This window comes from 'Catharanthus roseus' aster yellows phytoplasma, from assembly GCF_004214875.1.
Lineage (GTDB): Bacteria > Bacillota_I > Bacilli_A > Acholeplasmatales > Acholeplasmataceae > Phytoplasma > Phytoplasma asteris.
Map to the genome: position 1 here is coordinate 579413 of NZ_CP035949.1, position 20704 is coordinate 600116.

The following is a 20704-nucleotide window of genomic DNA, read 5'->3' on the forward strand; positions in this document are numbered from 1 at the left end:
GAAAGTGCTTAATAATATTAGTTGTGCTTAAATAATTTTAAAAATTGAAGATTAAAATTAAAAGTGGTTTTGATTAAAATACACAATTGCCACCAAAAATTAATATTGATGTTAATATTGATTAATTAACAATAATATTTAATAATTTATTGGGAATATAAATCATATTTTGAATGTTTTTATGGCATACAAACTTATTAACTTTTGCATCTTGCAAAGCTAGAGTTTTAATTTGTTCTGAAGACAAATCACAAGGAAGTTCCAAAACAGCTCTTAATTTACTATTTACTTGCACAATAATTTTTACTTGCAGTTGTTCTAAATGAGTTTTATCATGCAAAGGCCAAGTTAAAGCAACTAGTTGGTTGTTATTTTTCAAAATAGTTTGATTAATTTCTTCTGTCAAGTGAGGAGCAATCGGATTTAATAGTTGCAAAAAGGTCTGTGCTTGTTTTTTGCCTATTTTTTGATGTTTATAAACTTGATTGACAAAAATCATTAATTGACTAATAACTTTATTGAATTTCAATTTTTCATAATCTTGGGTTGTTTGAAAAATGGTTTGATGATAAATAGCGTTTAGAGAAGTTTCAAAATCATTTGGCATTGCAAAAGAAAACATTTGATAAACTCTATTTAAAAAACGTTGTATTCCTTTGAAACCTTTTTCACACCAACTTTTAATATCTTCTAACGGACCCATAAACATGATATAAATTCGCAGTACATCAGCACCGTAGCGTGCAAGCATTAAAGAAGAACTTACGCCGTTGCCTTTGGATTTAGACATTTTAGTGTGATCATTTCCCAAAATAATACCTTGATTAACTAATTTTTGAAAAGGTTCTTTGGTAGAAACTAAACCCAGATCGTATAAAAACTTATGCCAAAAACGTGCATAAAGTAAATGACCAACAGCGTGTTCTGTTCCTCCAATGTATAAGTCTACTGGCAAATAATAGTCAAGTAGTTCTTTTGCTTTTGTGGTATTTAATGGGATTAGACCCAAATAATTTTTCAAAATATAGCCAATATAGTACCAAGAACTACCTGCAAGTTGTGGCATAGTGTTAGAATCTCTGCGATATTTTTTGCCATCTTTTTCAAAATATAGCCAAAAATGGGCTTTGGAGAGAGGCGATTCGCCTGTGCCTGATGGTTTGATTTGTTCCAAAAAAGGAAGTTCTATGGGCAAGTTTTCGTCGCTATCAGTATAAATTTTATTGTTGGTGTCATCATAATAAATGGGGAAGGGTTCTGCCCAATATCGTTGGCGCGAAAAGACCCAATCACGCAATTTATAAGTATAATGAGAGTAACCGTGATTATTTTTTTCTAAAAATTGCAACATTTTAGTTTTGGCTTGTTCGTTATTAAGACCATTTAAAAAATCACTATTGATGTGGATGCCTTCTCCCGTATAAGCTTCAGTTAAGGGAGGGTTGGGTTGGTTGGCGGTAGGATTTTCCAAATCAGAAGACGGGGGAGTTATAACTTGAATCATTTTTAGACCATGTTTTTGAGCAAACTCAAAATCTCTTTGATCATGAAAAGGAACAGACATTAAAGCACCTGTGCCATAATGAGGAAGGACATAATCAGCAATCCAGATAGGAATTTTGGTGTTATTGCAAGGATTAATTGCAAAACTACCCGTAAAAACACCTGTTTTGTCTTTATTGATGTCTCTTTCTAAGTCTTTTTTTTGTTTGGTTAATTCCAAATAATTGTTAACTGCTTGTTGGTATTCGGGTTTGGTGAGTTGTAAGGCTAATTCGTGTTCGGGCGCTATTACTAAAAAAGTTACACCAAAAAGAGTATCAGGGCGAGTGGTGAAAGTTTTTAAAGTTATTTTTTGGTCAGAAACTGGAAAAGAGATGATTGCACCTTTATTTTTGCCAATCCAATTAGCTTGCATTTCTTTCACATTTAAAGGCCAATTAACTAAATTAAGGTCGTCTAAAAGTCTGTCTGCATATTGAGTTATTTTTAAAACCCATTGTTTCATCTTTTTTTTAACAACTGGATGATTGCCTCTTTCAGAAAACATCCCTTTTTCATTAGAAATTACTTCTTCATTAGCAAGCACTGTTCCTAAATTAGGGCAAAAATTTACTTCTGTATTTTTGAGAACTGCTAGTCCTTTTTCGTAAAGTTTTTTAAAAATCCATTGAGTCCAGGCATAAAAATAAGGATCTGAGGTGGCAAGTTCTCTATCCCAATCAACACTTTTACCAATACTTTGAATTTGTTTTTTAAAATTATTGATGTTTTCATAAGTAAAAGTGCGGGGAGTTTTGCCTGTTTGCAAAGCATATTGTTCGGCAGGCAGCCCAAATGAATCCCAACCAAAAGGATGCAAAACATTAAAACCTTGCATGCGTTTGAACCTACTCATAATATCGCTTGCAGTATAACCTTCAATATGGCCTACATGAAGCCCTTCAGAAGAAGGATAAGGAAACATATCAAGACAATAAAATTTCTTTTGTGAAAAGTTATCTTGAGTTTTGAACACCTTATTTTGTTGCCAATAAAGTTGCCATTTATGTTCTATTTGTTTAAAATCATAAATTAATTTTGTCATACTCGAAAGCCTTCTATATTTGTTTTAACTTTTATAATGTGTTATAATGTGGTAATAAATTTAAATTAATTGTGAAAATGATTGAAAAAGAAAATGAGTTAGTTTAAGGGGTGTTTTTGGTGATGTAAAAAACGATATCTTGAACGGTTTTAAAATTTTGTAAAGTTGCATCACTAATGTTGATTTGAAATGTTCTTTCTACTTCCATAACTAGTTCTAAAGCGTCTAGCGAATCAAGTCCTAAATCTTCTTTAAAACGAGTGTCTAAAGTAATTGTAGAAGCGTCTAAAGATAATTGGGTGGCAATTAAAGCTTTAATTTTTTCAAAAACCATTTTTTTATTTCTCCTTCAAAAAAGCAATAATTGCTTAATAATATTATACTAAAAAAATCTTTTTTTAATTTTTGCATTTGCCAAAATAAAAACAAAAGTAAATTATTTACTTGTGGTTTGGTGTGTAAATTTGCAAAATAAGGTGGTCTGAAATGAAGTTATTTTGATTATAAGTTATAAAAAGGTGCCTATTTACAAGAAACAAACTAAAATATTTTATTCAAATAATTTAGTTTGCCAATGAGAAATTATTTAATTTTGGAAATGTTTTTATTGAAATAAAATTTCGTTAACTTTTTTTTCGTCTAATTGATTTACTAACAAAGTTAAAAGTTTAACAGTGTTTATGATGTCTTGTTTGTGAACTACAGAAGTGTGGGAATGAATGTAGCGTACAGGAACGCCAAAAGATAAGGAAGCGGCTCCTTCGCGCACTAAATGCATAGTTGCAGCATCGGTTCTACCACCACTGCCACTTATTTCTTGCACAGGGATATTGTTTTGGGCAGCGATTTTAAGGACAAAATTACGCAATCCTTTGTGAGCGACTAAGCCCCCATCATAAACTAAAACTTGAGGACCTTTTCCTAGAGTGTGCCCTTCTTTTTCACCCCCTGGAACATCATTTCCAATACCAGTATCAACAGCAATAGCAATTTGAGGGTGTACTTTGTGAGCACTGGTTTGAGCTCCGCGTAGTCCTACTTCTTCTTGGGTAGTAAAAACACCAAAAAATTGATTGGTAGTAGGATTGACATTTTGTAAAACTTGCATCACAATTGCAACTCCCACGCGATTATCTAAGGCTTTTGCAAGGAGATAATCAGAATTACCAAGCGTGCTGAATTCTATATAAGGAGTTACCATATCACCAACGCGAACGCCTAATTTTAAGGTTTCTTCTTTGTTGGCAACTCCAATATCTAAATACATAGAAGAAGTGTTGATAACTTGATTGCGCTCTTGAAAAGACATTACATGCGGAGGTTTGCAACCAGTAACTGCTTTAAGAATACCTTTATCGGTGTGAATTTGCCAAACTTGAGCAAGCATCACTTGATAAAACCAACCACCAAGAGTTTGGAATTTGATAAAACCTTCTGGAGTAATTTGCTTAACTATTAAGCCTATTTCATCCAAATGTCCTGCAAACATAATGCGAGGTCCTGTTTTTCCTTTACAAGCAATCACAGAGCCTAAATTATCATATTCGATGGAGTCTACTTGGTTTTTGATTTTGTCAACTACATAATTAGCAACTGCTTTTTCTTGACCTGGAATACCATTTAACATTGTTAAATCTTTTAATAAAGAAACTAAATCACTCATTTTCATTCTCCTTTTTGGGTGCGTGTAAACTAGCGGTTTGGAATTGTTTAATTCCTTTAAATGTAAGATAAATACTGTGCATTAAAGATAAAACAGCAAATGATTTTAAAATGATATCTTTTAAGTTTTCAAATAAATTGCTACCTAATCCGAAACAACCAAATCCAAACATTAAAAGATATAAAATGAAAAATGAAAAGTTTTGTTTCTTGAAATAATTAATATTTAAATTGATGAAGCTGTGAAGAACAAACATCAATGATAAACAATAGTTAAAAGTTAAAAGTTTGCCAACTAAAGGGTTTTTGGTTTTGAAATCATCAATATTTAACAAGCCTAATCCTGGTAACAAAAAGGCAGTAACAATGACAAAAACAAAGACAAAAGCTTCTAGGGCAAAGACAAAACGAAGCTTGGATAAAGTTTCTTTGTATTTTTTAAAAACTACTAAATAAGTAAATAGCGATAAAAGGATACCTAAGAAAAATAATCCTAGTTGGAATTTCAGACTTCCAAGTTGGAAAGTTTGGTCAAAAAAACAACATCCAGCTACCAAAAAGAAAAAAGTTGCCAATAATAAAGAGTAAAATCCTTGTAAACGTTTTTGTTTCATTTGATTCATTATATTATATAACTCCTATTTTATTTTTTCTAATTATTGTAAAATGAAAAATTAAAAAATAATTATTCATGAAAAAACATACAAATCAAGTTTAAAATTAAAAAATGAAAAATCATGAAAATACGTATTTTGAAATTTTTAAATTATTTTTTTAGCAAGAGCTTTTTTAAAGCTGTAACAATTTCGGCTTTTTTAAGTTTATGAAAATTAGGAACTTTGTGTTCTTTAGCTAATTTTTTTAACTCAAGAAGCAACATTTTAGATAAATCTAAAGAAGGTTTTTTTGCTTTAACTTGGGTAGTTTGTGGTTTTGTTTCCAAAGCATCATCGGATTTTTCCTCAGAAATTTCAGTAGATAAAACTTTTTCAGGTTGTAGAGAAGTTTTTTCTTCGGGTTGTGGTTGTGTTTCTTGTTGCAAAACTTCAACAGCTTTTACAGGTTCAACTGTTTTTTCTTGTAAAGAAGGTTTAGCTTCTAAATTTTGAGTTTGTTCAGTTTGTTCTTTAGTTGGTTCTGTTTTTTCTTGTTGTTCTTGTGTTTGTTCTTGCTCTTTTGTTTGAGTGGGTTCTTTTTGTTCTAATTTAGGAGCGTTTTCTTTTAATTCTTTTTTTTCTAATTTTGGCGAATTTGCTTCTTCTAATTTTTCTTGAGTGGTTTGTGGTTTTGGGGGTTTTTTAAGTTGAGATGGTTTTTCTTCTTTTTGTGCAAGTTGGTTTAATTGTTCTTCTTGTAATTTAGTTACTTGCGCTTCTTTTTGTTTTAATGTTTGTTGAAATTGCACTAAGGCTTCTTTTGCTAATTGAACATATTGTGCGAAAGTTTCTGGTTGTAAATGTGCTAAATCTGCTAATACTTTACGATTAACATCTACTTTTGCCAAAGCAAGTCCGTGCATTAAACGAGAATACTGCATGCCGCATAACATAGCACCAGCGTTAATACGGGAGATCCATAATTTACGAAAATCTCTTTTTCTTTGTTTGCGGTCTCTATAAGCGTATTGCAAAGAGCGCATTACTTGCTCGTGAGCTGTTTTGTAAAGAGTGCTTTTGGAACCAAAATATCCTTTTGCCATTTTTAAAACTTTTTTGCGACGACGGTGTCTTGCAGGAGTAAAACTAATTTTTGCCATATTCTTTTTCCTTTCTATAATCCTCTAATAAGAGTTTTGATTCTGTTGTAATCACAAAGTTTAACACAAGTAACTCCTCTTAGTTGGCGGTTTTGTTTAGTAGTTTTGGAAGCTGCAAGGTGATTTTTGTAGGCATGGCCTCTTAATAATTTTTTCTTTTTAGTAATTTTAATTCGTTTTTTAAGCCCGCTGTGGGATTTTTTCTTAATCACTTTAATCATCCTTTCTTATTTTATTTATTTTTAATTTTTAATTGGGTGCAAAAAAATATTTTTGGTTTGTAAATTGGTTGAGTCGCGTTTTGTTTTGGGTAATTTTTCAGCCATTCAAATACCATTCATAACCTTTAAGGGTTATTTTAAAGGGGACAGAACTGCTGTTAGTTGATTACCTTGTAATTTTAAAGGAGTCTCAATTTGAGATAGGTTTTTCAAATCTTGCATAACTTGTTTAAAAACTGTTTCTCCTAATTGAAAATTATTAATCATACGACCACGAAAACGCATACTAACTTTTACTTTATCGCCTTGTTTTAAAAATTTTTGAGCTTGTTTAATTTTAGTATTTAGATCATTTTTATCAATGGTAGGATTGAGGCGAATTTCTTTTAAAACAATAATTTGGGTTTTCTTTTTGGCTTCACGAAGTTTTTTTTGTTGGTTATAACGATGTTTTTGATAATTCATTAGTCGCGCTACCATCGGTGAGGCATCTGCGTTTACCACTACAATATCAATTTCTTTTTGTTCTGATAATTTTAAGGCTTCTTTTTGGTCAAAAACACCTAATTGTTCGCCTTTTTCATCAATAATGAGGTATTTCCCTTGTGGGATATTTTCATTATATAAATCGGAATTGGAACTTTTTTTAAATTTGTTGATTTTAATATTTAAAACCTCCTTTAGGTTTGGGGTTATTTTGTAAAAATGAAATGAAATGACATAACATGAAAATGAAACAAGGCAAAAAGAGAAAATAAAATAAAAAAAGAGAAACGCCCAATGAACATTTCTCTTCTCTAAAATAACTAACACTAAATGTTTTTTGCATTTTTTTTACAAAAAAATTAAATGTTTATGTGCCATTTGCCTAAAAACTAATTGTTAATCAGGCGAGAGAAAACTCTTCTTTTCACGTTAATATCATAAGATTATTACAAAATCTTTGATAATTTTTATAATTGTATTTTGAATATTATAAAATAAAACAATAACAATACTGTCCTAATTATATAATAAAAAGTGCGGTTTGTCAATAGTTTTTGGGGGATTTTGGCAATTAAGAGGTTATTTTTTTTGCAAAACTTGGTCTTTTAACAAAGAAACAAACTCATCAACTTTAATTGTGGTTTGTTGGTGAGAGCCATATTTTCTAAAAGTAATTAAATTGTTAATCATTTCGTTGTCGCCAATTACAACTTGATAAGGAATTTTTAATTTTTGTGCTTCTCTAATTTTATAACCCAAAGTAGTATCTTTGGAATTAATTTCTACTCTGAAATTTTGTAATTGTAACATTTCTTTAATTTTTTGGCTAAATTCCAAATGTAGAGGAGCAGACACAGGAATTAAAAGCACTTGTACAGGAGCAAGCCATAAAGGAAAAACACCCTTTGTTTCTTCTACTAAATGCGCTAAAAATCTTTCCATAGTAGAAACAACTGCGCGGTGAATGACAACAGGACGATGGTGTTTGTTGTCTTCTCCAATAAAAGTAAGATCAAATTTTTGAGGGAGCAAAAAATCAAGTTGTACTGTTGATAATGTTTCTTCGTTGCCTAGGGCAGTAAACACTTGCACATCTAATTTAGGACCATAAAAGGCAGCTTCTCCGATGGCTTCTTTAAAGGGTAGGCTCAATTCTTGAATAGTTTCTTTGAGGATTTTTTCAGCGTGATGCCACATTTGATCGTCATTAAAATATTTTTCTGTGTCATTAGGGTCACGATAACTTAGGCGCAACTCATAATTTTTAATATTAAAATCACGATAAACTTCTAAAATTAAATTAATAATTTTTTTCATTTCTTCTTTGATTTGGTCAGGACAGGCAAAAATATGAGCGTCATTAAGAGTCATTTCTCTTACTCTTTGTAAACCAGAAACAGCTCCTGATTTTTCAAACCGATGCATCATTCCTAATTCAGCAATACGCAAAGGCAATTCCTTATAACTATGAGGAGTTTTTTTATAAATCATCATGTGATGAGGGCAATTCATTGGTCTTAAAACTAGTTTTTCACCATTTTCCAAAGTCATGATGGGAAACATATTAGAATCATAATGGTCCAAATGTCCAGAAATACGGTAAAGTTCAGTATTTGCCATAATGGGCGTATAGACATGATGATAATCATAACTTAATTCTTTGTCAACAATATATCTTTCAACGATGCGCCTTACAGTAGCTCCTTTAGGAAGCCAAAAGGGAAGTCCCAAACCAACTTCTTTATGAAACATGAATAAATCTAGTTCTTTGTTAAGTTTTTTGTGGTCGCGCTCTTTTCTTTCTTCCAAAAGTTGCAAGTGGTCCGCAAGCGCTTGTTTTTTGAAAAAAGAAGTACCATAGATGCGAGTCAAAGTTTTGTTTTTGGCATCTCCTTGAAAATAAGCTCCTGATATTTTTAAAAGTTTAAAATGTTTAATAAGGCTTGTTTTGGTTACATGACCGCCGCGGCAAAGATCAAAAAATTCTCCTTGACGATAAATACTGATAGTCTGGTTGCGAAATTTTTCCAGCAAAACTTTTTTATAAGGGTTGCAAGCAAATAATTTTTGGGCTTGTTCGAAAGAAACTTCTTCTCTTGTAATGGGGTGGTTTTCCAAAGAAATTTGATGCATTACTTTTTCAATGGCAAGAAAACCTTTTTCCGAAATGGTGTGATTTTGAAAATCAATATCATAATAAAATCCTTCTTTAATGGCAGGTCCTACTGTAAAAAGGGCACCTGGATAAAGTCTTGCAACAGCTTGCGCCATAAGGTGAGCGGTGCTGTGATTAAGAACTTCCAAAGATTTAGGATCAGATTCGGTTAAAATTTCTAAATTGCCGTTTTCTTTCAAATGAAAATCAAGTTCGATTGGTTGGTCGTTGAAAAGGGCTGCAACTGGTTTTTTGAAATGTGTAGATAAGTGTTTTTTCCAAATTGCCAAAGGAGTTATACCTGAAATAAATTCTTGTATTTGGTTGTCAAAAAAGCTGATTTTAATCATAAAACCCTTTCTTTTGTGTAGTTTTTAGTTTTTTGATCTTTTAAAAAATTGGTGAAAAACAAAGATAATGGAGGAGAGAAAATAATAAAGGGCAAAAAATTTTATCTAAATAATAATGTGTGATATAATATTTATTTTATACTAAAAAATTAAATAACATATATCATAACTATAACACAAATCACAAGAAAAAGGGAGTCTTTTTTTAGTAATTAGTTGATTGGTGTTTATTATTTGGAATCTAAATTTTTAAGTGGTTTTGAAAAAGGGTGCAATTTCTTTTTTTATTGTAGCAACAAAAGGCAAAATTTCTTTTTCGGATGGCAAAAACATACTGCAAGCTCTTAGGTGACCTTTACAACCATATTTTTGAACAATATGATATATTTGCGGTCCGTTAGAACAAATACGCACTTGAATTTTAGAATCAGGACGTTCAAAAAAAAGAGCATAAAAGGGGAAATTTTTAATATTAGATAAAATATTAATCGACAAAAAAACATCTTCTAAAGTAATGTTGAATTGTTCAATGATTTGTTGATTCACATAAACATAGGCAAATCCGTCACAAGCAATAATATTTTGACATATATATCCTTGATATTTTAAAAAATTAAGTGTTACTTTATTGATATTTTGTTCCACCAAAGCAACATCAATACCATAATTAAGTAATTCTGAGGCAATTCTTAAAGTTTGGGCACTTACTCTATGATACCTAAAATTACCAGTATCTGTAATTAAACCAACATAAATAGCCAAAGCACCTTTAAAAGTTAGTTTTAAATTGAGTTTTTCTTTTAACAAGTAAATCATCTCGGAGCACGAACCAAAAGAATCATCAACCCATTGATAATTACCATAATTTTCGATTAAAATATGATGATCAATTCGAATAACAACTTTTCCCAATTTAAATCTTTGGTCACTGATGGCTTGAGTAGTACCGCAGTCAACTACAATTACTAAAGCATTTTGGTAAGTTTCATCTGGTATTTCATCCATTTGACCCAAAAAAGTTAAATGGTTTTTGGTTTGCCCCACCACATAAACATTTTTATGAGGAAAGGTATTTTGAATCATATTTTTTAAACCTATTTGAGAACCATAACAATCCCCATCAGGATTTTTATGTCCGTGAATAATGATAGTGTCAAAGTTTTTAATTTGGGTTTCAATAAATTTCATATTTGTTCCTTTCTTTGTATTTGTTAAAATATTAGTTTAGTTAAAATGATGTTGGTTGGGGGGTCTTGATATTTTCTTATTTTTTGGGTTTCTTTTATTTTCCTAAACAAAATTTAGAAAACAATTCTTTAATTAAACTATTTTCTTGATTATCACCTATAATTTGTCCTAACGCTTTATAAGCTTTAGTAAGATCAATAGAATAAATATCGATTGGCATTGATTGCAAAATGGCTTGTTGCAAATCTTGGAAAGATCGAAGAGCAATTTGGATTTGATTAATGTGTCTTGCATTAGAAAAATAATTAAAATCTTTGGGCTGGATATCATTTAATTGGAATTTTTTTAAAATTGTTTGTTGTAACTCTAAAAACCCTGTTTTATCCAAACTCGAAACTGAAATAATTTCTTGTGGGGCTAATTGGGAAGAGTTGTTGGAAAGAGAAGAAATTAATTTATCACTTTTCAAATCCGCTTTGTTTCCTATAATAATGCGCGGATGGTTTTTGGTTAATTGCAAAAGTTGGATATCTTCTTCTTGCAAATGATTGCTTTGATCTAAAACTAATAAAATTAATTCTGCTTGTAAAAGCATTTTTTCTGTTCTTAAAATTCCTATTTTTTCAATGGGATCATCAGTTTTACGAATGCCTGCAGTATCAATTAAATGAAGGGTGATACCTTGACAATTAAAATAAGCTTCAACAAAATCTCTGGTAGTGCCTGAAATATCAGAAACAATAGCTTTGGTTTCGTTTAAAAAAGCATTAAGAAGGCTTGATTTACCAACATTGGGACGTCCAACAATTAAAGTTTTTATTCCCTCTTTAAGATATCTATTTTTATGGGAGTGGTTCAAAATATTTTCTAATTGCTTGATTAAACTTTTAACTTCCAAAGCAATTTTTTGTTGGGTGATTTGAGGAATATCATCATATTCAGGATAATCAATATTAACTTCAATTTGAGCAATTAAATTAAGGATTTGGTCGCGCAAAGAAGTCACTAATTGAGAAGTGTATTTTTGCAAACCAGAATGAGCAATTTTAATGGCATTTTCATTAGTGGCATGAATTAGGTCCATAATGGATTCAGCTTGAATGAGGTCCATTTTTCCATTAAGATAGGCTCTTTGGCTAAATTCGCCTGGAAAAGCCAACCTAATATCTAATGACAAAACTCTTTCTAAAACCATTTGCGTAATTAAAATACCGCCATGAGCATTAATTTCTACAACATTTTCGCCAGTAAAAGAATTAGGAGTTTTAAAAATAGAAATCAAAACTTCATCCAAAATAGTTTGGTCTTTGTTGAGGATAAAACCGTGAGTAATGGTGTGTGTTTTGGTTTTGGTAAGGTCTTTGCCTTTAAAAATTTTATTTATTTCTGCAATAGAATTGTTGCCAGAAACCCTAATTACACTAACTCCTCCTGTTCCTAAAGGAGTTGAAATAGCAGCAATAGTATCAAAAAACATTTATTGGGGGCTCCTTTCTTTATGATTTTGTAATCTTTTCATTTATTGAATGTTGTTTTAAATTGATATTTATCATTTATAATATGAAAATAATTTACAACCGAAAAGAAAAGGAAAAAGAATTATCAAAATAAAAGTTTTATTTGGTTAATTTTATTATTGGTTATTGGAGATTTTTTTATATGTGTATTTATTGAATTTATTAATTTTATTGTTAATTAATTTTTAATTAGTTTTGGATTTTTGTCTTGGGATTTGGTTTCAAAAGCTTTAATTGAGTCTTTTATTTGAGCTATGAAAAAAGTCATTTCTTGATTGTTATTTAAAGTAGCACCACAAGCTCTAAGGTGACCTCCGCCTTTAAATTGTCTAGCAATGGAGTTAATTTCAGGACCACGAGAACGAATGCGAGCTCTAATTGTTAAATCTGGTTGTTCTAAGAAAAAAGCCCAAACTGGATGATTTTCTAAATGACCCAAAATATTAACCAAACTTGCAGCAACGTCAATATGTAAGTTAAATTTTTTCAATGTTTCTTGAGAAATAAAAACGTAAGCAAATCCTTGGGAAGTAACTACATTTTGATAAATATAGGCTTTATATTGAAACAAGGTAAGAGTTTCTTTGTTAAGATGAAAAAAAATTTGTGATACATCAAGGTCAAAAGCAAGTAAGGAAGAAGCAGCTTTAAGAGTGTTTTGGTCAACTCTATCAAAACAAAAATTACCAGTATCAGTTACCATACCTACATACATAGCCAAAGCACCTTTATGAGTTAATTTCATATTGCATTTTTCTTTAAATTCAAAAATCATTTGAGAACAAGAAGAATAATTAGCATCTACCCATTGATAATTGCAGTAATTATCCATTAATAAATGATGATCAATTCTAATTGTATCTTTAGCTAATTTAAATCTTTGGTCACTAATTTTGTTTTCTTGACCGCAATCAACAACAATAGCAAGAGCGCTTTGGTACAAAGAATCACAAACTTCATCCATCACACCTACAAAAGATAAAGAATGATTTTGTTGCCCTACTGCATAGACTTTTTTTTGGGGAAAAGTTGCTGTAATTGCATCTTTTAAACCTAGTTGAGCGCCATAACAATCACCATCTGGATTGATGTGTCCGTGAATAATAATTGTTTCAAAAGCTTTAATTTTATTGTAAATAATTTTCATAATGTTCCTTTAATTTGTTAATTTTAATAAGTTTTTAGGAGTTTGCTTTTTGTTGGGCTTCATTAAATAATGTATCGATGTTTTTGTCTAAGTCTTTATCTAAAAAACAATCTATTACTAATTTTTCTACAACTATACGCGACATCTGGGATTTTCTAAAAGTGGGAGAAAAGAAATAAATGGGGTTACCTGTTTGAGATGATTCTTCATCTTCTTTTCTTTCACGTTTCATAAAGTCAAAAATATCTTTATTTATTTCTGGATTTTTAGAATTTTTGGAAGGATTTTCAGAATTTGTTTGTTCTGGTTGGATGCTTTTATCATAACAAGGACGAGTAGGAAATTGACTAAGTTTTTGGATTAATTTTTCGTTTGTTTCTTTAGAAGTTAAATGTTTTAAAAACAACCAAGAAGCAAGCACTTCATCTTTATCTTTTTTATAAAATAAATTAATATTAGAACCTTGTTGTAAAACTTTTCTTTTGCCTGACTCAGGACCTTGTTTTCCTTTTTTCCAATAAGGAACCGAAGTTATCCCTACTTTAAATGGAGCTTTGGAAACATATTCAAATCCATTAGAAGAAGAAATATCCATTAAAATTTTTTGATCCATAAATAAATGAGTAGTATAACTTTCACCAGATAATTTACGAGTAATTAAATATTTTTTATCATAAAATTTTTTAAAATCTTTAATCATTTTTTTAGCATCTGGATTATTAAAACGTACTCCTACTTCACGACTTGATGGATCTTTTTTAATTGGTGAAGTTGTATATTCAATTCCTCTTTGTTCGGAAGATATAATAAATAAATTAGATTCAGAATCGTAAGAAATAGGGATTTTTTCAGAGTCAACTTGTTTAATTACTTTGCATAACTTTTCCATTTGTTCCCATGTAATACCATCTTTAAGTTTGCCTTCAAAATTAGAGTTATCATAATTGTCAAAACAAGATTCAAAATCGGAATCGATTCCGATTTTTTGTTTTTGAATTTTGCCTTTTAATTGTTTAAAATAATCTTGATTGTAATACATCAATTCAATAGATTTAGAAAATGGCAAGGAATACCATTTCCCTGGTTCTTTTTCATTACCCAAAGGCAATTGAGCCTCATTTTCAAAACTAGAATAAAAATATGTTTTTTCTGTTTGGGGATCTGTTGTACAAGGGTCTAATTTGATTTTTTCATTGGTGTGATCTTTAAATCCATCAAGGGGAACTAATTTACCTGATTCATAATAATTTACTAAATGATCAGCATAAGAAACAATTAAATGAGGTTCGTTGTTGGCTGGAAGAGCTACATTAATGTTTTTTACAATCCCACTCCAACTAGGTTTATATTCTGTTTTTACTTTGATTTTGGGATATTTTTTTCTAAATTCTTCAATAATTTCTTCTAAAGCAGTTTTTGGTTTTCCTTTTTCTTTTTCAGGATCTAAACGATGCCAAAAAACAATTTCGATGGGTTTTTCTAGAAATTTTTCCCATGCTTCGCTATCTTTATATTTGGTAAGCATTTCATTTAATTCTTGTTCATGGTTATTTCTTAAAGCATTAGAATCAATTTTAGGAAATAATACAATAAATGCTAAAATAACAAATAAGCAAGTAAAAAAATGAATGATTTTTGATTTATCCTTTGATACCACTGTTTAATTTTCCTTCTAAAACATATCTTTTACAAAAAATGAACAACAAAACTAAAGGTAATGTCATCAAAACAGTAGCTGCCATTTGTTGATTGACTAAATGTTGGTTTTTTTCAGAGTCAAAAATATTTCTAATCACATTAGTAAGCAATTTCCCGCCTACAAGTTCAGGCCACAAATAAGCATTCCAAGTAGCAACTGCTCTAAAAATAATGATATTAATGATGTTATCTCTTAAAAGCGGAGTTAAAATTTTGTATAAAAACTTCCAATCACTACTACTATCAACTTTGGCAGATAAATAGAGTTCTTTGGGAATTTTTTTGATATTTTGCATTAATAAAAAAATATGAAATACATTGATTAGAAAGGGAAGAATCATTGCTAAATAAATGCCACTAAAAACGCGCGTACCTTGACCAGAATCAACAAAACCTAGGCGTGCAACTGTTTGATAGTTAGTTAAAAACATACTTTCAGTAGTTATCATAGTGGTGATTAGAAAGACTCCTAATATAATTTTTTTAGTTCTAAATTCTAAAATACTAAGAGCAAAAGCAGTTATAATAGAGACAAAAATACCTAAAACAGTAGAGATAAAAACAACAGTAAGGGTTTTAAAAAAAGTCAAAAACAAGCTATAACGGGTAAATAGAAAAGAGAAGTTGTTCCACGTCAAATCTTTAGGAAAAAAACTAGGATAAGCAGGATTGTCTTGTAGAGCTAAATTTAGCATCCAATAAAAAGGGATAGCCAAAAAAAGAGCAAAAACAGACAAAAAAAAGTATTTGGTAAAAGTGGCACAAACTTTGGGTAAATGTTTTTTAAGTTTGGCAAAAATGAGTTTTGTTTTATTATTTGAATTTGACATAATTATCAAGGTTCGATCCTTATTTATTATTTATTTTATTCATTTAATTTCTTTTCAAAAAAGAAAAAATTAATGGCAGTAAAAAGAATAGAAATTAAAAGCAAAATAACAGTGGCTGCAGCGCCTCTGGAATAAGAATCCATTAAAGTTCCTTCTAATTGTTGATAAATATAGCCTACCACAGTATTTACCTTAGTAATATCGGAATTACCAAAAACTCCAATAACAGATTCATATTCTTTAAAAACTTGAATTATTGCAATAATAAGTTGATAAAAAATAGTAGGAGCAAGTAGAGGAAGAGTAATTTTTCTAAAAATAGTTATTTTAGAAGCGCCGTCAATTCTGGCAGCATCGTAATAATCTTTACTAATGTTTTTTAATCCCACACTAAAAATTAAAATTTGGAAGGGAAGGGATTTCCACACTACATAAAAAATTAAAACAAACATTTTATACGAATAAGGAGCTGCAATGTTAATCCAATCTTGTTGTAGCCCAAAAAAAGAATTAAAAAAACCTTCAGGGCGCGTTTGGATGCCAAAACTATTGTGATAAAAAAGGACTGCAAAAACCATTCCCATAATAACAGGATTTGTTAAATAAGGGAGGAAAAAAATGGTTTGAAAGATATTTTTTAAAAAACGATTATAAACACTGTTAAGTGCTAAGGCAATCATTAAAGACAAAAAAATAGAAATAGGAACAGCAACAAACACCAGTAAAAAAGTGTTAAAAAGTGCAGTTCTAAAATCAGGATCACAAAAAGTAGTAGTGTAATTGGAAAAATTAAACGAATAAGAAAATGTGTCTGCAAATTTATTATATCTACTATCCAAAGAAATAAAAAGTGTTTTTACCAAAGGATAAAAATTAAATAAAACCATAAGAATTAAGGCAGGCGCCAAATAATACCAATGATTATGTTTGGAATATTTAGTGGAATTGTGATGGAAAAGTTTTTTTAGCAATGACATTTAAAAAATCCTATTTTCGGTTTTTTTATCAAAAAGAAAACACTTATTTTCTTTAATTTGGAATCTAATTTTTTTCTTGGCAACAAATCCTTGGGGAAAAATAATATCTTTACTTTTTTCATCAAAGACAAGGTGGAAAGTGTTTTTAACAGCTTGCGGATGTCTTGCTAACATCATTAGGTTTCTTCCCATATTTTCTAAAAAGAGAGGTTCGATTTCAAAATTACCGTTTGTGTCAAACCAATAACCTTCGGGACGAATGGCTACATAGATTTCTTGATTTAGGTTTTTTAAAGTTTTGTTAGAAGAAAAATCAAAAAGAAGTGAATCTCCAATAGTTACTTTTCCAAAAGTAATTTTTCCTTCAAAAATAGAGATAAGCGGATTGCCTAAAAATTTGGCAACAAACAAGTTGTTAGGATTGGCATAAACTTCTTGAGGAGCGCCTTTTTGTTGGATTTGTCCTTTATTCATTAAGCAAATTTCATCACTAATAGACATTGCTTCTTCTTGGTCGTGTGTAACAAAAATAGCAGTGATTCCAGTTTTTCGTTGGATTCTTCTAATTTCTTCTCTAGTTTTGAGGCGTAACCCTGCATCTAAGTTGGATAAGGGCTCATCTAAAAGCAAAACTTGAGGTTCTTTTACTAAGGCTCTTGCAATTGCTACTCGTTGTTGTTGTCCGCCTGAAAGTTGCTGAGGTTTTTTGTCTAAATGATCGGCAATTCCCACTAAATTGGCAATTTCTTCTACTTTTTGCACAATAATGTCACGCGCAAATTTTAGATTTTCCAGTGGAAAGGAAATATTTTGTCTAACTGTCATATGAGGATATAGAGCGTAATTTTGGAAAACTAAACCAATACCTCTTTTTTCAATAGGCAGGTTAGTGACATCTTTGTCGCCAAAAAATATTTTTCCAGCCGAAATAGGATGAAGCCCTGCAATCATGTAAAGAGTAGTCGATTTGCCACAACCCGAAGGACCTAAAAGACTTACCAATTTTCCTTTAGGAATGTTGATGTCAATTTTTTTTACAGCATAAGTTTCTTTTTTAGTTTGTTTATCGATGAAAATTTTAGAAACTTGTTCTAATTTTATACCCATTTTTTGTATTCCTTATTTTTAGCTTTTTGGCTTTTAATTTTGTGTTTGTGTTTGTGATTTTGGTTTGGTTTGATTTGGTTTTGGTTTTGGTTTTATTATTTTGATTTTATTATTTTTAACTTTTTTTATTGTTTTTGATTTTTTTGATTTTTGGTTTTTATCTTTTAGATGAATTTAATCATTTTTTAATTATTGGTGATTTTTTTATTTTTGGACTTTTGTTTACTTTTTTAAATTTTATAAAATTTTATAAATGTTTAAAAAATATTGACAATTAATAGTTAAAAAATATTAAATATGATTTTGCAATTTTTTTGTTTTTTAAAAATAATTAAAAGCGAAATTCCCAACAAAAAATAAAAAAATGTTTTAGAAAAACATTTTAGAGTTAAAAAATATTTAAGAAAAGGTTAAAAAGTTTTAAAGTTCTTGTAAATTGATAAATAAAAAACGATACTATTAATTAAACTTAAAAAACTAAATTATGATAAGTTCTTGGAAAAGCAATTACATCACGAATATTATCTAATCCTGTTAAAAAAATTAGTAGTCTTTCAAATCCTAAGCCAAAACCTGAATGAATGCATCCCCCAAAACGGCGTAAATCTAAATACCATTCCAAATCTTTTTGAGGAATTTTCATTTGGTTCATTTTTTCAATTAAAACTGATAAATTTTCTTCTCTTTGCGATCCGCCAATTAATTCTCCGACACGAGGAACTAAAAGATCCATCGCAGCTACTGTTTTTTGATCGGGATTATTTTTCATATAAAAAGCTTTAATTTCTTTGGGCCAATCAACAATAAAAACTGGTTTTTTAAAATGTGTTTCGGTTAAATATTTTTCGTGTTCGGTTGCCAAATCAGCGCCATAAAAAAGGGGGTTTTCAAATTTGGTGTTGGTTTTTTGCAAAATTTCTAAAGCTTGTTCGTATTTTACTGTCAAAAATTCTTTTTCCTCAGCGATGTTTTTTAATTCTTCAATTAAACCGTTTTTTTCTGTCTTATCCAAAAATTCTATATCTTGATAATTTTGTTCTAAACATTTAGCAATAACAAATTGTAACATTTCTTGGGCGACTTTTAAATTTTGAGATAAATTGCAAAAAGCCATTTCAGGTTCTAACATCCAAAATTCAGCAGCATGTCTTGGAGTATTTGATTTTTCAGCTCTAAAAGTAGGACCAAAAGTATAGACTTTATTCAAACCCAAAGCCATCGCTTCTGCTTCTAGTTGACCTGTTACTGTTAAAAAAACTTTTTTGCCAAAAAAATCTTTTTGATAATCAATTTCATTTTTGCTGGTAGTCTCATCGGCAATTTTGGAAGCGTTTGGAATGTTTTTTGTTTGTGGCAAAGCTTCTAAATTAAGGGTTGTAAGTTGAAATAATTCACCCGCGCCTTCGCCATCATTAGCAGTGATAATGGGGGTGTTGATGTGAAAAAAACCTTTTTTTTGAAAAAAACTGTGCAGGGCAAAAAAAGCGGTATTTCTAATGCGAAAAACTGATCCAAAAAGTTTGGTGCGCACTCTTAGATGAGATATTTTTCTCAAAAAAACCTTAGAATGTTTTTTGGGTTGAAGCGGATAAGAAAAATCACTTGCGCCTAAAAGAGAAACATTTTGGGCACTAATTTCAAAAGGCGTTTGGGGATTGTTGGTTGCTTTTAGAATGCCTTCCACTTGCAAAGAAGCCCCAATTTGCAACATTTCTTTTAATTTTTCTAAATTAATGTTATTTGGAGATTTGTTGTTGGTGTTGACTTTTTGGTTTTCATTAAATTCGGTAATTTCGGCGGCGATTTCGATGTTTTTGGTTTTGGTTTCTTTACAAATAATTTGTAAATTCTCCAGAAAAGTACCATCATTTAAATCGATAAAAATTAATTTTTTTTGATAACGACAATTTCTAACCCAACCATTTAATACTATTTTTTTTTGATAAAATAACTCTGGTTTTTGGAAAATATCTTTGATAGAAATTTTCATTGTAATTTACTAATCCTTTGTTTTTATTTAATGTTGTAATATTTTGTTGTAAATAAAAAAGTGAAATGAAACGAATATGAATTAAAAAAAATGTAAATGGGAATAGAAAAAAGGGGGATTAAAATAAGAAGAAAAAGAAATTTAAAGAAAAAAAATCGGAGGAAAAAATAATAGCGAAGCAAAAAATAAAAAAAGAGAGGCAAAAAGTATTAGAATTAGTAATATGAAAAATAATTTTTTTGTTTATTTTTTTAATTAAAATAGCGATATATAATAAAAAATTGAAAATTTTAAAAGTTTTAGGAAATTAATAGATCTTAATTAAAAAAGTAAAAAAAGATTATAAAAATTGTCTAAAAACAATAAAAATTTTTTAAAAAAGACACTCAAAATAAAAATAACCCAAAAAGAATTGAAAGAATTAAAAACAATTACAAATTTATTTTATCATTTTTAAGTTATATTTTGATATTTTTTTAAAAAAAACGCAATAAATTAGAATAAAAAAACAATAACAAAGTAAAAATAAAATAAAAATAAAAGTTAGGAAAAAATAGATTTAAATGTTCCTAAGTTTTAAAAAATGTTCCTAAGTTTTAAAAAAAATTAATTTTTAATTGTAAAAAACTAACTTAGAAAAAGATTAAAATAAAAGTTAATTTTTTCTAAAATTGTTCCTTCTTTTTTAAAAAGAAAGGTTTTTCAAAGTTAGGAAAAAGTTATTTTTTTTGTTCCTAAAAACTGTGGCTTTTTATGTTATTATTTTATTGAATAATTTTATTTTTTCTAGAAAAAACGTGAAAGCAAAAAAGTTTTAAAAATAGTTGTTAAAAATAAAATGTTTCCAAACTGTTAAAAATAGTTCCTAAAATGTTAATAAATTTTTCCTTAATTTGAGGAAAAATAAAGTTAAAAGCTATTTTTTTTAGAATTAGGAACAAAAAATGTGCTTCATAATAATAATAATTTAATAAAAAATAATATAACAAATAAAAAACAATAATTAAAATAAAATACTAAAGGTAATATCAAA

Annotated in this window: 16 protein-coding genes; all 16 read right to left on the minus strand. The window is 29.4% G+C overall.

From position 1 onward, the window contains the following. Positions 1–121: 121 nt before the first annotated feature. Complete coding sequence (gene leuS, locus EXT02_RS02770) at positions 122–2587, minus strand: leucine--tRNA ligase (RefSeq protein WP_130427977.1); 2466 nt, start codon at positions 2585–2587, stop codon at positions 122–124. 103 nt (positions 2588–2690) lie between these two features. Continuing rightward, entirely contained in the window at positions 2691–2921 is a 231-nt protein-coding gene (gene acpP / locus EXT02_RS02775; RefSeq protein WP_130427979.1) for an acyl carrier protein, read from the minus strand. Positions 2922–3191: 270 nt separating this feature from the next. Next, positions 3192–4250 (minus strand): M42 family metallopeptidase, encoded by a 1059-nt coding sequence (locus EXT02_RS02780; RefSeq protein ID WP_130427981.1) that lies wholly within the window; start codon positions 4248–4250, stop codon positions 3192–3194. Further along, the gene (locus EXT02_RS02785; protein ID WP_130427983.1) at positions 4243–4872 is read right to left on the minus strand and encodes a hypothetical protein; all 630 of its coding nucleotides are present in this window, start codon (positions 4870–4872) and stop codon (positions 4243–4245) included. The genes EXT02_RS02780 and EXT02_RS02785 overlap by 8 nt, the downstream gene beginning before the upstream one ends. A 143-nt stretch (positions 4873–5015) precedes the next feature. Continuing rightward, positions 5016–6005, minus strand: a complete 990-nt coding sequence (gene rplT, locus EXT02_RS03165) for a 50S ribosomal protein L20 (protein ID WP_130427985.1) — start codon at positions 6003–6005, stop codon at positions 5016–5018. Between the two features lie 14 nt (positions 6006–6019). Next, a complete protein-coding gene (rpmI, locus tag EXT02_RS02795; protein WP_011412939.1) occupies positions 6020–6226 on the minus strand; it encodes a 50S ribosomal protein L35 in 207 nt (68 codons plus the stop codon). Between the two features lie 132 nt (positions 6227–6358). Further along, entirely contained in the window at positions 6359–7039 is a 681-nt protein-coding gene (gene infC / locus EXT02_RS02800; RefSeq protein ID WP_240682805.1) for a translation initiation factor IF-3, read from the minus strand. A gap of 252 nt (positions 7040–7291) precedes the next feature. Continuing rightward, complete coding sequence (thrS, locus tag EXT02_RS02805) at positions 7292–9217, minus strand: threonine--tRNA ligase (RefSeq protein WP_130427987.1); 1926 nt, start codon at positions 9215–9217, stop codon at positions 7292–7294. Positions 9218–9466: 249 nt separating this feature from the next. Further along, positions 9467–10405, minus strand: coding sequence for a DHH family phosphoesterase (locus EXT02_RS02810; RefSeq protein WP_130427989.1), 939 nt, complete (start codon positions 10403–10405; stop codon positions 9467–9469). Positions 10406–10499: 94 nt separating this feature from the next. Then, on the minus strand, positions 10500–11882 hold the full coding sequence (gene mnmE, locus EXT02_RS02815; protein ID WP_130427991.1) for a tRNA uridine-5-carboxymethylaminomethyl(34) synthesis GTPase MnmE: 1383 nt from the start codon (positions 11880–11882) through the stop codon (positions 10500–10502). Positions 11883–12100: 218 nt separating this feature from the next. Then, complete coding sequence (locus EXT02_RS02820; RefSeq protein ID WP_130427993.1) at positions 12101–13069, minus strand: DHH family phosphoesterase; 969 nt, start codon at positions 13067–13069, stop codon at positions 12101–12103. A 34-nt stretch (positions 13070–13103) separates the two neighbouring features. Continuing rightward, positions 13104–14726, minus strand: coding sequence for an extracellular solute-binding protein (locus tag EXT02_RS02825; protein WP_130427995.1), 1623 nt, complete (start codon positions 14724–14726; stop codon positions 13104–13106). Beyond that, the gene (locus tag EXT02_RS02830; RefSeq protein WP_240682806.1) at positions 14710–15597 is read right to left on the minus strand and encodes a carbohydrate ABC transporter permease; all 888 of its coding nucleotides are present in this window, start codon (positions 15595–15597) and stop codon (positions 14710–14712) included. The genes EXT02_RS02825 and EXT02_RS02830 overlap by 17 nt, the downstream gene beginning before the upstream one ends. Positions 15598–15632: 35 nt before the next feature. Beyond that, positions 15633–16574 (minus strand): carbohydrate ABC transporter permease, encoded by a 942-nt coding sequence (locus EXT02_RS02835; RefSeq protein ID WP_130427997.1) that lies wholly within the window; start codon positions 16572–16574, stop codon positions 15633–15635. Further along, positions 16575–17681, minus strand: coding sequence for an ABC transporter ATP-binding protein (locus tag EXT02_RS02840; protein ID WP_130427999.1), 1107 nt, complete (start codon positions 17679–17681; stop codon positions 16575–16577). A gap of 469 nt (positions 17682–18150) precedes the next feature. After that, positions 18151–19671 (minus strand): asparagine--tRNA ligase, encoded by a 1521-nt coding sequence (asnS, locus tag EXT02_RS02845; protein WP_130428001.1) that lies wholly within the window; start codon positions 19669–19671, stop codon positions 18151–18153. Between the last annotated feature and the right edge of the window lie 1033 nt (positions 19672–20704).

Coding starts and splice junctions, on each gene's coding strand:
- acpP (WP_130427979.1), bottom strand. CDS start 2,921: ATGGTTTTTGAAAAAATTAAAGCTTTAATTGCCACCCAATTATCTTTA.
- EXT02_RS02785 (WP_130427983.1), bottom strand. CDS start 4,872: ATGAATCAAATGAAACAAAAACGTTTACAAGGATTTTACTCTTTATTA.
- EXT02_RS02830 (WP_240682806.1), bottom strand. CDS start 15,597: ATGTCAAATTCAAATAATAAAACAAAACTCATTTTTGCCAAACTTAAA.
- EXT02_RS02820 (WP_130427993.1), bottom strand. CDS start 13,069: ATGAAAATTATTTACAATAAAATTAAAGCTTTTGAAACAATTATTATT.
- EXT02_RS02780 (WP_130427981.1), bottom strand. CDS start 4,250: ATGAGTGATTTAGTTTCTTTATTAAAAGATTTAACAATGTTAAATGGT.
- mnmE (WP_130427991.1), bottom strand. CDS start 11,882: ATGTTTTTTGATACTATTGCTGCTATTTCAACTCCTTTAGGAACAGGA.
- EXT02_RS02810 (WP_130427989.1), bottom strand. CDS start 10,405: ATGAAATTTATTGAAACCCAAATTAAAAACTTTGACACTATCATTATT.
- leuS (WP_130427977.1), bottom strand. CDS start 2,587: ATGACAAAATTAATTTATGATTTTAAACAAATAGAACATAAATGGCAA.
- EXT02_RS02840 (WP_130427999.1), bottom strand. CDS start 17,681: ATGGGTATAAAATTAGAACAAGTTTCTAAAATTTTCATCGATAAACAA.
- thrS (WP_130427987.1), bottom strand. CDS start 9,217: ATGATTAAAATCAGCTTTTTTGACAACCAAATACAAGAATTTATTTCA.
- rplT (WP_130427985.1), bottom strand. CDS start 6,005: ATGGCAAAAATTAGTTTTACTCCTGCAAGACACCGTCGTCGCAAAAAA.
- asnS (WP_130428001.1), bottom strand. CDS start 19,671: ATGAAAATTTCTATCAAAGATATTTTCCAAAAACCAGAGTTATTTTAT.
- EXT02_RS02835 (WP_130427997.1), bottom strand. CDS start 16,574: ATGTCATTGCTAAAAAAACTTTTCCATCACAATTCCACTAAATATTCC.
- rpmI (WP_011412939.1), bottom strand. CDS start 6,226: ATGATTAAAGTGATTAAGAAAAAATCCCACAGCGGGCTTAAAAAACGA.